This is a genomic window from Saccharibacillus qingshengii, assembly GCF_013185195.1.
Taxonomy (GTDB): Bacteria; Bacillota; Bacilli; order Paenibacillales; family Paenibacillaceae; genus Saccharibacillus; species Saccharibacillus qingshengii.
On sequence record NZ_JAAZWC010000026.1, the window covers coordinates 1 to 13,413 of the forward strand.

The 13,413-nt window shown below is 56.1% G+C and carries 13 protein-coding genes; 3 read left to right on the plus strand and 10 right to left on the minus strand.

Translation table 11 applies throughout. The features are described from left to right. Positions 1–260: 260 nt before the first annotated feature. Entirely contained in the window at positions 261–1,901 is a 1,641-nt protein-coding gene (locus HRQ60_RS18455; protein WP_172198571.1) for a diguanylate cyclase domain-containing protein, read from the plus strand. A gap of 160 nt (positions 1,902–2,061) precedes the next feature. Here the strand turns inward: HRQ60_RS18455 and HRQ60_RS18460 are convergent, their stop codons facing one another. After that, positions 2,062–3,813 carry a glycoside hydrolase family 2 protein gene (locus HRQ60_RS18460; RefSeq protein ID WP_172198574.1) on the minus strand — a complete coding sequence of 584 codons (1,752 nt, stop codon included), beginning with the start codon at positions 3,811–3,813 and terminating at the stop codon, positions 2,062–2,064. 288 nt (positions 3,814–4,101) lie between these two features. Between HRQ60_RS18460 and HRQ60_RS18465 the strand changes: the two genes are divergently transcribed. After that, positions 4,102–4,932 carry a helix-turn-helix transcriptional regulator gene (locus tag HRQ60_RS18465; protein WP_172198577.1) on the plus strand — a complete coding sequence of 277 codons (831 nt, stop codon included), beginning with the start codon at positions 4,102–4,104 and terminating at the stop codon, positions 4,930–4,932. A gap of 16 nt (positions 4,933–4,948) precedes the next feature. Here HRQ60_RS18465 and HRQ60_RS18470 read toward each other — a convergent pair whose 3' ends face one another. From HRQ60_RS18470 to HRQ60_RS18505, 8 genes are all read right to left on the minus strand, one after another. Next, positions 4,949–5,869, minus strand: coding sequence for a DUF4362 domain-containing protein (locus HRQ60_RS18470; protein ID WP_172198580.1), 921 nt, complete (start codon positions 5,867–5,869; stop codon positions 4,949–4,951). A gap of 55 nt (positions 5,870–5,924) precedes the next feature. Then, on the minus strand, positions 5,925–6,686 hold the full coding sequence (locus HRQ60_RS18475) for a DUF4362 domain-containing protein (RefSeq protein WP_172198583.1): 762 nt from the start codon (positions 6,684–6,686) through the stop codon (positions 5,925–5,927). A 145-nt stretch (positions 6,687–6,831) separates the two neighbouring features. Continuing rightward, positions 6,832–7,239 carry a hypothetical protein gene (locus HRQ60_RS18480; RefSeq protein WP_172198586.1) on the minus strand — a complete coding sequence of 136 codons (408 nt, stop codon included), beginning with the start codon at positions 7,237–7,239 and terminating at the stop codon, positions 6,832–6,834. A 151-nt stretch (positions 7,240–7,390) separates the two neighbouring features. Beyond that, positions 7,391–8,533, minus strand: a complete 1,143-nt coding sequence (locus tag HRQ60_RS18485; RefSeq protein WP_172198589.1) for a 5-methyltetrahydropteroyltriglutamate--homocysteine S-methyltransferase — start codon at positions 8,531–8,533, stop codon at positions 7,391–7,393. 257 nt (positions 8,534–8,790) lie between these two features. After that, positions 8,791–9,909 (minus strand): 5-methyltetrahydropteroyltriglutamate--homocysteine S-methyltransferase, encoded by a 1,119-nt coding sequence (locus HRQ60_RS18490; protein ID WP_172198592.1) that lies wholly within the window; start codon positions 9,907–9,909, stop codon positions 8,791–8,793. 44 nt (positions 9,910–9,953) lie between these two features. After that, a complete protein-coding gene (locus HRQ60_RS18495; RefSeq protein ID WP_172198594.1) occupies positions 9,954–10,886 on the minus strand; it encodes a LysR family transcriptional regulator in 933 nt (310 codons plus the stop codon). A 16-nt stretch (positions 10,887–10,902) separates the two neighbouring features. Next, positions 10,903–11,370, minus strand: a complete 468-nt coding sequence (locus tag HRQ60_RS18500; RefSeq protein WP_172198597.1) for a DinB family protein — start codon at positions 11,368–11,370, stop codon at positions 10,903–10,905. Between the two features lie 47 nt (positions 11,371–11,417). After that, positions 11,418–11,714 (minus strand): DUF3219 family protein, encoded by a 297-nt coding sequence (locus HRQ60_RS18505; protein WP_172198599.1) that lies wholly within the window; start codon positions 11,712–11,714, stop codon positions 11,418–11,420. Positions 11,715–11,849: 135 nt separating this feature from the next. Here HRQ60_RS18505 and HRQ60_RS18510 point away from each other — a divergent pair, with 135 nt between their 5' ends. Then, complete coding sequence (locus HRQ60_RS18510) at positions 11,850–12,437, plus strand: GNAT family N-acetyltransferase (protein WP_172198601.1); 588 nt, start codon at positions 11,850–11,852, stop codon at positions 12,435–12,437. Here the strand turns inward: HRQ60_RS18510 and HRQ60_RS18515 are convergent. Further along, a complete protein-coding gene (locus HRQ60_RS18515) occupies positions 12,349–13,266 on the minus strand; it encodes a DMT family transporter (RefSeq protein WP_172198603.1) in 918 nt (305 codons plus the stop codon). The two genes, HRQ60_RS18510 and HRQ60_RS18515, sit on opposite strands and share 89 nt — an antisense overlap. Positions 13,267–13,413: the final 147 nt, after the last annotated feature.

Sequence of the window (13,413 nt, forward strand, 5' to 3'; positions counted from 1 at the left end):
TTATTCTACACGAATCCGGCCATGAGCCCTTTTTGTATTCAGTTCGAGGTGTTGCACTTCATTTTACAATCCGTCAAAAAGCCAAGGCGTTCTCTATGGAGAACGCCTTTTTGAATTCCTTTTTTTAAAATCCAAGCCGGACAATGATCGATATTTGTCGAAAAAAGCAAATTTTTTTACGATTTAATCTTAAATTTTGTCAATTTTGCTCGATATAGAGAATATAGTTTCCTATATTGGCTGCGGAGGTTTACACCCACATGATTAAAATCAGAACATTCCTGGCCCTGATCTTCGCCGCTTTTGTCATTCTGCTGAGCGCAACATTCGGTTTACTGCTAAGCGGACGGTCCACACAGGCGATCGAAAAAGAAATCGGGGTCTCGCTGGCCGGAACGGCCTACCAACTGTCGGACAAACTCGATAACTTCATGTGGTCCCGATCCGGCGAAGTACGGCTGCTGACCGAACTTGACCCGCTTAAACAGCCCGCAGACCCGGAGAAAGCCCAAAGTCTGCTCAATCAGCTGCAGTCGAATTTCCCTTCTTTTTCATGGATCGGCTTCATGGATGCAAAAGGCAAAGTGCTGGCGGGGACAAACGGGATTCTGGTAGGCAAAAACATTGCCGAACGGCCGGTATTCGCGGAAGGGATCAAAGGTTCTTTTATCGGCGATGTGCACGAAGCGGTGCTTCTGGCCAAGCTGCTGCCCAATCCGAGCGGCGAGCCGCTGCAGTTTGTCGATATCAGCTATCTGGTACGCAGCGATGCAGGCAAAACGGTAGGCGTTCTCGCGGCGCACCTCAGTTGGGAATGGGCCAAAGAAGTCGAACGCACTCTGCTGCAGCCTCTCTCCGATTCAGGCAAAGGCTTTGAAGTCTTTATTGTCAGCCAGAAAGACGATACCGTACTGCTCGGACCGGAAGGATGGGCAGGCCGGGAACTCAAACTTGCCAGCGTAACCCGTGCCCGCAGCGGGCAAAACTCCTGGATACAGGAAACGTGGCCGGACGGCAAAAAATATCTGACGGGTTACGCCTATGGAGACGGCTACCTCGACTATCCCGGACTGGGCTGGACCGTGTTGGTCCGGCAGCCCGAATCGGTCGCTTTTGCACCGGTCGACAAAATCAGGCAGGATGTGATCGCGGCCGGTCTTATTGCGGCAGCCTTGTTTGCAGGGATTGGACTGCTGACCGCAGAATTCATCTCCCGGCCGATTCGCAGACTGACTCTGGCCGCCGATCGGGTTCGCCGAGGCGAAGCCGCGGAGATCCCGCAGACCAAAAGCTTCAAAGATATCGACAGTCTCTCGTACTCGCTGCACAGTCTGCTGGGCTCGCTGCTGCGTACGGAACATGCTCTGGGACATATGGAGAATGCTGCGCTGCGCGACCAGCTGACCGAGATGCCGAATCGGCTGGCGTTGGAACGGTATCTGGAAGACACTATTGAAGGACTGGACCGTACTTCGGAGACTTTGGCGTTTATGTATCTGGATCTGGACGGGTTCAAAAAAGTCAACGATACGTTCGGCCATCAAGTCGGCGATATGCTGCTGAAAAAAGTCGCCAAACGTCTGCAAACGACAACGCAGCCCGGTGATATCGCGATTCGGCTCGGCGGAGACGAGTTTCTGCTGATTGCGTGTAGGCCGATCGAAAGCGTCCAGGCGGAAGCCGAGAAGCTGGCCGGCGAAGTGCTGAAACTGATCAACAATCCGTTTATCGTCGGCATGCATCAGCTGTCGATCGGCTGCAGTATCGGTGCGGCCTTCTATACTCCGGATATCGAAAGTGTAACGGAAGTTATCCAGACCGCCGACGACTGCCTGTACCAATCCAAGAAATCGGGCAAAAACCAGGTCACTTTCCACAGAGCCGATCCGGCTGCAGATTAAACGTTCTTCTGACGCTTCATCCGTACACTTCAAATGTACATTTCAAAAACCGCACGGCCCCGACAAGAAGTCGGCTGCCGTGCGGTTTTTTTGGACATGGCGGCTTCGAATGCCGGGCAGCTTATGCCGGGCAACCGATTTCTTTTTACCGATTCCCGGCTTAGTGGCGATTCTGCGCGGCATCCGACTTACGTTCTGCTCCGCCGCGGAAATGTTCTCTCACCGTATCGTAGGCGAGCTTCGGACGGCGGTAGCCGTCGACCAACCCTTTGCTGTTGCGGGTACAGCCGCGGCTGAGCAGCCAACCGGTCGCTTCCGTTACGCGGCAGTCGCCGAACTGCCAGATGAAGACGCCCGCAAGCGGCGAGTCTTCATCCAGATAGGCGCGCAGATTGTCGTCCAGAATATCGCACTGCCGTTCCTCCGAGCCTTTGACACGCTCCCGGCTGCGAAATCCGTAGTAGCCGTCGGCGCCGAATTCGCTCAGAATCAGCGCTTTCCCTTCCCCGCCGAGCCGGCCCGCCCACGCCGCGGTCTGCTGCATCAATTGGCCGGGATCTTCGTCCGTGTACCAACCGGGATACAGATTAACCGAGACGATATCCGCCAGGTCCAGACAAATATCCCGCTCCCCGTGATGCGAAGCGAATGTACGGGGACGGGAAGGATCAAGCTCGCGGATCAGCGCAAGTTCGCTCTCGTAGATGCTTCTTCCGTAGAGCGTATCGCTTGCGCACTCGTTCAAGATGGCCCAGATCACGATCGAAGGATGGTTTCCGTGCTGCTCCACCATCTCCCGCGTAACCGCCTCGCTCTGTCTCCGGAAATTCGGTTGGCGCATCTGCTGTTCCGACAAACCGCGGGCATGGTTCTCTTCCCAGACAAGCAGACCGAATTCGTCGCACAAGTCGAGAAAGCGCTCGTCGTTCGGATAATGGCTGGTCCGCACCGCATTGCAGCCCAGATCGCGGATCAGTTCAAGATCATGCAGCATATCGGCAAAAGACAGCGCGGCGCCCGAACGGGCATGGTCTTCGTGCCGATTGACGCCCTGGAGCCTTACCTCCAGTCCGTTCACCCGCAGCTGTCCCCCTTCCGTATCGATACGCCGAAAGCCGATCCGGTCGATCCAATCGTCGACGGGGATTTCGGCTTCGCCTTCCGCTCCTGGTTCGATCCACAGCGCCCGCAGCGTATAGAGCACCGGAGAATCCGGATTCCAGGCTTGAGCCGACGGATACGACGCCGTCCGCTCCACCGTCACGCTTTGGCCGGCTTCGATGCGAAGCGTTTCGCGCAGCGGTCCGCCGCCTGCCGTCTGCGCCTCGTCCAGTCCCAGCAGCAGCTCTCCCGTCCGCACCGTATCGCCGATATTGCGAACCGTCGCCTGCCAGCGTCCGTGCCAGGTTCCTTCCGCCCACTCCGGCCAGAAAGCCGCGCGTTCGATATACACCTCTCCGATCTCCTCCAGCACGACCGGCCGGATCGGTCCTCCATACGTGTAATAGTCGTTCGGGATATGCAGGGCGGAATGTTCGCCGAACGAATTGTCCGCGTACAGTCGGATTTCATGTTCGCCCGGTTCAACCTGCTTCACGACCGTCTCGAACGCCGTGTACGCATTGTAATGATGCGCGATCCGCTCTTCGTCCAGATAGACATCCGCCGTATGGCTGACCCCTTTGAACTCCAGGCGCAGATTCGTTCGGCGGTCGACCCGGATCTTCCTCCGGTACAAGCCGACTCCTTGATAAGTCCCGAATTCGGGGTGGGTCTCCCAGCAGCCGGGTACGGGCAGACGGTATTCCATCCGCTCGGGCACTTCCCCCTGACGGCTCACCGGCTGAAAATCCCATAGGCCTTCCAGTTCTTTGACCGGACGCACCTGATGCGTGTCGAACAAGCGAATCATATGTTTCATCCTCTCGGTTTCGGTTTGGTCTGGTCTCGGTTTGATTTCCGCTTCCTGCCCGGTTCCATGTCGATTTGGATTCGGCTGTCTGAATAGACCCGGTAGGAATCCTATCTCCACATCCTTGATTATTCACGCTTTCCAAGCCAGAATACGCCTTTTGGAGTGCGATCTCCATGTTTGTTCCGTTCTTTTTCATGTCAAAAATGATTCGATCACAAGCTTGGCGAACCCTGCGATTTGCTCTATACTGACCGAAAAAGAATCCGAGAGGACGGAGGTGACGTTATGATGAATGCCCTGCACGATCCGGCTGTCAAAATCCGCTGGGCCGCTTATAAGAATACGTCCGGCACGTGGAGCGATATTCGCCGAAATACATCCGTGCACAGCCTGTATTGGATTCGCGCGGGCAGGGGCCTGTTCGAATCGGAGCAGGGGCGTTACGAAGCGCAGAGCGGGGAACTGTTCTATCTGGAGCCCGGTTTGGGCATGAAAATGGCCGCTCTCGGCGGCCGCGAACTGCAGATGACGATGATCCTGTTCGATGCCGTGGAACTGTCGGACAGCGGCGGCCATTGGCCGTCTCCGTCGCCAATTGCCCGCTTCGATCTGCCGCACCGGTCAGTGTGGGAAGGCGACCGGGCGGTCGAACTCGATACCCGACTTGGCCGGATCACCGAGGAATGGACGCCGGGAACACCGATGCGGGAAAGAGAAGCGGGCGCCATGCTGCTGGACCTGCTCGCCCGGCTGTATACGGAAGGGGCACCGGAACAGAGCAAAGCCCGCGCTCTGTTCGAGCAGGGGCTGCAGGTGATCGGCCGGCGCTTTGCCGAACCGCTGACGATGCAGCAGGTGGCAGACGAGCTGCAGGTCTCGGTCTCGCATCTGCGCACATTATTTTTGCGCTACGCCGGCGAGACGCCCAAGCAGATACTCTCGCAGCTTCGGCTGCGGCAGGCGGAACGTTATCTGCTCTATACCGACCTGACGCTGCACGCCATCGCCGGATCGTGCGGATATGGCGACGAATTTCATTTCAGCCGGACGTTCAAAAAGCATAAAGGCTTCTCGCCTTCGACATTTCGCCGAAACGCGAAAGAAGCGGACGATTGAGGCCGGAAGATCAGGGTTAATGCGAATTGCGTGCGACCGTAACCGATTCGGGATTCCGCTTGGCCGTCTTGTCGGGAATCGGGAACCCGAATTGTTCTTCCTCAGCGTGCGAAGAATCTCCGGTTCCGGTGCAGCCGCCCAACCGATACAGCGTTCCCGGGCCGCCTCTTTTAATCGCGAGCGGTTGGGCAGTGATCTTCTGGCAGGTGTAGGACGCTTTGTCCGAAAGACCAAACTTCTCATAGCTGTTGTCGTAGACGTAATGAATAGACCTGCCGTCATAACTCAAATTGTCGAAGATCGGATCGCCTTCGATCGTGTAGCTTGTGAACTGAACGGAGTCGGGACGTTTGTGTTCCACGTTTTCCACAAAAGCTTTCCAGGTGCTCATATGGGCGACTTTTCCAAACATTGGAACGATGTCCCCGTTCTTCTCGGCCCGCTCCGAATCGTAGCGGACGTTATGGATTCGATCATACAGATCTTTGCGGGGCTTGGCGCCCAGAATAAAACGGGAACCGCGGTCGTTCAGATCTTCGATCAGCCCTTCTCCCTGCCCCGCGTTTTCCAGCCAAAGCAAGTAGGTTTTCTCTATTCCATCCATTTCAAGGCGCACGCCGAAATCGGCCTTCGCCTGATTGCGATCGCCTTTGAATGGATCGGGCTTGGCGGTTTTGACCGCGTGCCGAAACGCTTCCACCTCTTCCGGCTGCGTAAACGTAACGAATTCACGAAGTTCTCCGAAAGGAATATACCGGTAGGTGATCACCTGCTCTCCCGCCGGTTCAAGACTTTTGACCGGTTGGATCGGGATCGTATCCGGCATTCGGTCAAACGGCGACGACACCGGTTCAGGCGGCTTCGCTTCTTCCGGCGAGCATGCGCCAAGCGTAAGAAGCAGCAGACCGGCAAAAACACACTTGATCCAAATCGACATCTTACCTCCTCCTCTTTTCCTCTAAACGTTTATATAAGGAAAAAAGTTACAGGTCTCAGGAATCGTCTTCCACCCTGAACCCGAATCGTCCTCCGCCGTTTTCTCCGTGATCGGAACAGCCGGCCAGTCTGTATACCGCTCCTGTCCAACCCGATTTTTCGACTCTGCGGGGCTCGGACAGGATACGCTCGCAGGTATCGAATACCTTATCCGGCGACCCATAGCCATCTTCCGAATTGTCGAACAGATAATGGATAGACCGGCCGTCATATTCCAAATTATGAAAAATGGGATCGCCTTCCGCCGTGTACAGAGCAAGCTGTACGGACGCCGGATGGGCCTGTTCGACCTGCTCCATAAACCTGTGCCAAACTTGGATATTGATCGTGCCGCCCGGTCCCTGAATCACATCGCCGTTCTTCTCCGCCCGATCCGTTCGATAGCGAATAGAAGCGATACGCCCCCGCAGATCTTCGGATACCCCGGAGTCGATCTCATACGCCGTATTCGTATCCGACTTCTCCATCAGCATACCGGGATTCCCGGACGCACCGAGCCACAGCTGAAACTGTTTCGGTTCCCCGCCCGCTTCGTATCGAATCTCGTAGTCGGCCGGCCCCACGTCCGGTATCCCTCTGAGCCGATCGGCCTGCCGGAAGGCTTTGCCAAAAGCTTCTGCGTCTTCGGCCTTGTCCAGCCTGCCGAGCGGCCGGGGTTCGTCAAGCGGGATGACGCGGTTGACGATGACCGGTCCCTGAACCGTTTGGGCGGAGTCTCCTGTGGAACAGCCGGTAAATACCGCGGCAAGTGTCAACAAACCGAGTATTCCCTTTTTTGTTTTCCGTCTCTTTGTGGATGGCATCGAATCTCCCCCTTCATCCCATAAACGCCGCGGCAGCGAAAAGAGTTGCAAAAAACCCGCTGCGAGCCGAAGCTCCAGCGGGTGATCTATAGAAAATCGATTATCTGAAAAACTTGCCGGCTTTCCAGTACAACAGCTCCTGCCAGCGCGGACTGGTCTGGATCATTTCGTGCATTTGCTCCAGATCGACGCTGCGGCCCGCCGCATTGCTGACAATCAACGAACGGTCACGATATTCGGTCCGATAGCCGAACCAGGCCGCGATCAGGGGCACAATCTCGTCGCGATAAGGGCGTACCGTCAGCAGCTGCAGAAAAGTATGATAACTGAGGGAGTATCCGGCATCAGGCGCTCTGCGCACGTATTTCGGTTTGATCGCCGCTTCGCATTCGGGACATCTCTGCTGCATCCCCAGCCGGTAATTCGGGGTTTCGAACCGGCATGCGCAATCGGGACAGCCTACCAGCGCCAGATCGCGCCGGGCATTATCGGGAACATGAACATTCATGGGAATCTCTTCTCTCCTTTTCTCTGGGGCTTCTTCTGGGTGTTCACCTGCGACGTTTCTTGGTTCCCTATTGTACTCTTTTTGATCCAACAAAAAAAGGCCCGGTTCAAGACCGGGACTTCGATTGTCGGGAAAGCCATTCTACTTCGGATCAGCCCCAGACTTCGTCCGCCACTTCCTTGACGAAGCGGAGCTTGGCCCACTGCTGCTCTTCGGTCAGGACATTGCCTTCTTCCGTCGAAGCGAAGCCGCACTGCGGGCTGACGCACAGCTGATTGATATCGACGTACTGCGCCGCTTCTTCGATCCGTTTGAGGATCTGCGCTTTGTCTTCCAGCTCGCCGAACTTGGAGCTGAACAGACCCAGCACCACCTGTTGGTCTTTCACGTATTGAAGCGGCTCGAAGCCGCCGGCGCGTTCGCTGTCGTATTCCAGATAGAAGGCCGACACGTTGGAACCGCCGAACAGAATCTCCGCGATCGGGTCGTAGCCGCCGCCTTCGCCGGCATAGGTCGACTTGAAATTGCCGCGGCAGACATGCGTGGTGACGACCAGATCGGCCGGGAGATTCTCGATCGCCAAGTTGTTGACGAACAAGAAGCCTTTGGCCATTTCGTTGATATCCACGCCCACTTCTTCCTGCATTGCGCGGAACTGACGGTCGCTCAGTGCGCCCCAGGTGCAGTCGTCCAGTTGGATATTGCGGCAGCCCGCTTCGTAGAAAGCGAGGATCGCATCGCGGTAAGCCGTGCCTACATCCGTGTACAGATCCTGACGGTTCGGATAGAATTCGTCCACCGTCTTGATGTTGTCGCCGCGGAAGAGTTCGAACAACAGCTGTGCAGGTGCCGGAATCGTCTGACGGGCCACGACGTCGTCGCCGGCCGCGCTTTTCAGGAATTTGAAATCTTCGACCATCGGATGCTTCGCGCCTTCGCCGACTTTGCCGGTCAGGAGAGCCGTTTCCGCGCGGGATTCCACGCCGTGGAACAGGTAGCCCGTATCGGACGCTTTTTTGTCGACGCCACCCAGCCCCCAGAAGAAGTCCAGATGCCACCACGAACGGCGGAATTCGCCGTCGGTTACGCCTTTGAGGCCCACTTCTTTTTGCTTGGCGACGAGCTTCACGATCTCTTCGTCTTCGACTCTGCGCAGGTCTGCCGCATCGATCTCGCCCGCCGCAAACCGGGCGCGCGCTTCTTTGATCGCCTGCGGACGCAGGAAACTGCCTACGATATCGTGACGGAAAGGAACCGTGTTTCTTTGGGTAGCCTGCTCGAAAATGGTGCTCATGGATAACATCCTCCTCGGGAATATCGAATACGATTTTAATGTTCAGGCAAGTATCTGCTTGTTTGAACCGTTAATCGTCGAGCGGAAGGCGGCCTGCCGACTTCGACGAGAGATTAGGAAATACTATATCATCTCCCGCTTGGAGCGGCGTAACGCCTAAAAACTATACCCCGCTATATCAAAATCTTATAGCGGGGTATATTGGTCGGAATTAGAAGCGCGATGCGTCAGCTTGCTGGCGGTTCACAGCGGGGCGTTCAATCCGCCCAGACTTCGGCAGCCGTATCGGCCACGAGTCGAATCTTGTCCCACTGCTCGTCTTCGGTCAGCAGATTGCCTTCTTCCGTCGAAGCGAAGCCGCACTGCGTACTCAGACACAGTTGGTCGATCGGGACAAAAGCGGAAGCTTCCGCGATTCGGGATTGGAGCACTTCCTGGCTCTCCAATCCGCCGTGCTTGGTCGTCACGAGGCCGAGGACCACGAACTGTTCCTTGATAAAACGCAGCGGTTCAAAGCCTCCGGCGCGTTCGTTATCGTACTCGAGGAAGAAAGCATCGACGCGGCAGCCGCCAAACAACTCTTCCGCGACCGGCTCGTACCCGCCCGAAGCGAACCAGGTCGAATGGAAGTTTCCGCGGCAGACATGCAGGGCGATCGTCATATCGGAAGGACGCTCCGCAATCGATTCGTTGATAAGCCGAACGTAATCCGCGGCCAGCTTATCCGGATCGTTGCCCTGGCTGCGCAGCTGCGTCCGGTGCAGCAAGCTGCAGAGTGTTCCCCAGGTCGTATCGTCGAACTGCAGATACCGGCAGCCCGCCGCATAGAAAGCGCGGATCGCGTCCCGGTAGACCGTCACGATATCCGCGAACAGCTCTTCGTCGCTGTCGTAAGCCGCTCCGCCGTGATAACGCTGCACGAAATGGAACAGCGCCGGAGAAGGAAGGGTCATTTTGGCGACTGCGTCTCCCGCCAGCGCCTGCAGCGACTCGAAATGCCGCAGCATGGGATGGCTCCCGAAAGCGATCTTGCCCGAAATACGGAACGATTCCGCCCGCTGTTTGGCATCCGTACGGCCGGCGGCTGCGTTCAGGTCGATTTTCTCCGTGCCTTCGATTCCGAAAAAGAAATCGAGGTGCCACCACGAGCGGCGGAACTCGCCGTCGGTGACAACGGCAAGGCCGAGCTCTTTTTGCCGCTCGACAAGCTTGGCGATTTCCGCCGTTTCAAGCTCATACAGCTGTTCGTCCGTCAGCTTGCGTTCCCGATGCAGACGCCGGGCTTCGAGAAGCTCCGGCGGCCGCAAAAAACTGCCTACGAGATCGCAGCGAAAAGGCGGCGAAGTTCTGATTGTGCCGATCACTGGACTTTGCATACGTTCCTCCCGATTCAAAAATGGACATGTAAAACGCTTCTCCGTCAAAACAGAAACTGGTTCGCCGCGAAATACCGCCGGGCCACCAGATCGTTCAGCAGATCGATATAGGCGGCCGCGATCGCGCTTGGCCTGCGGTCTTTGTGCGCAATCCAGCCGATCGTGAACAATTCGCCCGTTTCTACTGGTACCGACTTCAATACCGATCCGTCGAGCTCTGCGGCCAGAATCCCCGTGCCCACCGTATAACTGTCGGTTCCCGCCAACAAACTGGACAGCGTGGCCCGGTCGTTGACCTTGACGCTTCGCCCCGCCTCCGGCAGATGCAGCAGTTCCTCCGAGAAGTGCAGCGAACTGCTCTCTCCCTGATCGAACGTAATATACGGGTAGGGCGGCAGATCGTCGATCTTGACGATTTCCCGATGGGCAAGCGGATGGGACAGCCCGACAAAGATATGCGGCTGCGTATTAAACAGCGGCGTAAATTTGAGGCTTCCGTCGCTGAACATCTTGTTCATGACCCGCGCATTGCGGTCGCACAGATACAAGATGCCCAGATCGCTGCGCAGTGTGCGCACGTCTTCGATGATGTCGGACGTCTGCGTTTCACGCAGCGAGAAGGTATATTCGGCTTCTTCGCGCCCTTCCATCAGAGCGGAGAACGCTTCGGAAGCAAAAGCGTAATGCTGCGTCGAGACGGAGAAATGAACCGTGCTGCGCCGCTTGTTCTTGTAACGCCCTTCCAGCAGTTCCGCCTGTTCGACGATCTGCCGGGCATGGGCCATAAATTCCACGCCGTCCGCGGACAAGGTGATCCCCCGGTTGGTTCGATCAAAAATGGTCACGCCGAGTTCCTGCTCCAGATCCTTGATCGCGTTGGACAGACTCGGCTGCGAAATAAACAGGCGTTTGGCCGCCTCGTTGATCGAGCCGCATCCGGCTACCTCAATCGCATACCTGAGCTGCTGCAAAGTCAATTCCGTTCCCCCGCTTTCAACTTACGCCGTACTTTTTGTCCCAAGATCCCTGCTGCTTGCGAATAAACACGATTTGCCCGATATGGTAGGCGTTATGGATGGTAAGATGGGTAAAATCTCCCGTCCATTTCTCGACTGCGGCATCGTCGGCTTGTTCGATCGCTTCAATCCAGCCGGCCATCACCGAATCGTAAGCGTCCAGCGTCTGCTGCCAGGTTCCTTCGCCGCGCTCCCGCGGATCGAAAGTATCGTCGTTGCTGCCTTCAAAAGTTTCGATCGTTTCGCCGAGGAACCGCTTGAGATACCGTTCGTTATAGAAGTTCAAATGCTGCACGATCTCATGTACGCTGTTCATTTCTTCGTTGCTTTTCCAGTCGGCCTGCTTTTGGGTCAGTCCTTTGACGGCAGAGGCCATCGAAGTAAACCAACCATTTTCGCTGCGGCAGGCCCGAAGCTGATCCAACAAAATCTCCCGATTCTTCATGTGTTCCCTCCCGATCTTCGAATGGAATGACGGCGGATCACGTACATTTAACGGCGTTCGGCCAGCTCCAGATGATAATCGCCGACCGCTCCTTCTTCATACAAATTGTCCAGCGATGTCGAATAATTATGAATATCCGCGGCCTGTTCGAATCCGATCTGCGGAATAAGCACGCGAAACGTTCCCCGGTAGAGCAGCGTCGCCACGTCGTGATACTCGTCATGGGTGACTTTGAAATCGAAGGCGACCGCTCGGCGTTCTTGTCCGGGGTCTCCGACCGTAAACTCACGCAGATTCGTCACTTCAAATCGTCGATCATCGATCCATACGGGATTCGTATTCATGGCATCGCCTCCTGTATGCTTGATATAGATAAGGATCGAAAGCAGTTTTACTATAATGGATTTGCAGGCGGGATTCCAGCCCTTTGGAAAGCCAACGCTTTGAAATGAAAAATTTGCGCCAAAAAGGAGACCCCCATGAGCCTGAACAGCCAACCGATTACGAGAAATTCGCCTTCCGCCGCCCGGATTCAAACCCTGTACGAAGAAGCTTTTCCCGCAAACGAAAGAGCCCCGCTGTCTATCCTGTACAGGAGAGCGCGCAGGCCCTTCGTCGATTTTACCGCTTATTACGAACAAGATACCTTTATCGGCTTCACCTATCTCGCCCGCCGCGAGAATCTGGTCTTTCTGATGTATCTGGCTATCGATCCTACGCAGCGTTCCCGCGGATACGGCAGCCGGGTACTGGAACAGATTCGCGCCGCCTACCCGGGCAGCCGAATCGTCCTGAATATCGAAGCGCCCGATCCGGCCGCGGCAAATGCCGAGGAGCGCCTCCGCCGGCGCGAATTCTATCTGCGCAGCGGATATGAAGCTTCCGGGTATCTGATCAAGGAGTTCGGCGTCCAATATGAAGCACTCGTTCAGGGAGGCGCTTTTGGCCGGGAAGAATATCTGCGCCTCTATAAGCGCTTTATGGGATTTCCGCTGTCCGTGCTGGCCCGTCCGAAGATTGTTCAAGCGCCGGACGCGCCGCCGCCGATTGGCGGATCAAGAACATGAACATACCGACCAGCACCAGTACGCCGCCGCCGATCTGAATCCAGGTCATATGCTCGCCGAGCAGCCAGACCGCAAGCAGCGACGCGCCGACGGGCTCGCCCAGAATACTCATGGAAATCGTCGTGGCGTTGACATAGTTCAGCAGCCAGTTATTGATAACATGGGCAAGCGTCGGCACGATCGCGAGCAGCACGAACACCCCCCATTCCCGAGCCGGATAATCGAAAAATTCCTGCACCGTCGCCAAATTGTAAAGGGTCAGAAAAACGGCGGCGGCCAGGAAAACGCAGAAGCTGTAGATCCAGTGCGAGACTTTTTTGACCGCGTTCTGCCCGATAAACAAATAGCCAACCACCGCGATCACGCATAGAAACGACAGCAGGTCTCCCCGGATCGCCTGGGCGCTCAGTCCGAAATCGCCCCAACCGATAATCATGACGCCGACCGTGGCGACAATCAGCGCGAAGATCGACGCCCGCGTCGTCCGCTCCCGGAACAAGATAAATCCGGCGGCCAGCGAAACCAGCGGCTGCAGCGCGAGGATGATCGTCGAACTGGCTACCGTGGTCAACTTCAGCGATTCGAACCACAGCGCAAAATGCATGGCCAGAAACAATCCGGAAAAGATCAGCAGACGGGCTTCTTTGCCGCCGATCCATTTGAATTCGCTGCGCTTGATCCAGACGATCGGCAGCATTAGGAAGCAGGCAAACCACATCCGGTACATACTCAGAATTGAAGAAGGCGCGTCCGACCATTTGACGAAAATCGCCGAGAACGAAACGGCAATGATCGAAATGGTCAGCGGAATAGCAATTGATTTTTTCATGGTTCTCTCTGTCTCTCCAGTCTGTCGGATCTGTGGGATGTGTGGGATGTGTCTCGACATCAACGGATACCATGATATCAATATTCTCTCCAAAAAGGTACTCCTTGCGCTTCGATTCTCCCGAAATGCCCGATCGCCTGCCATTTG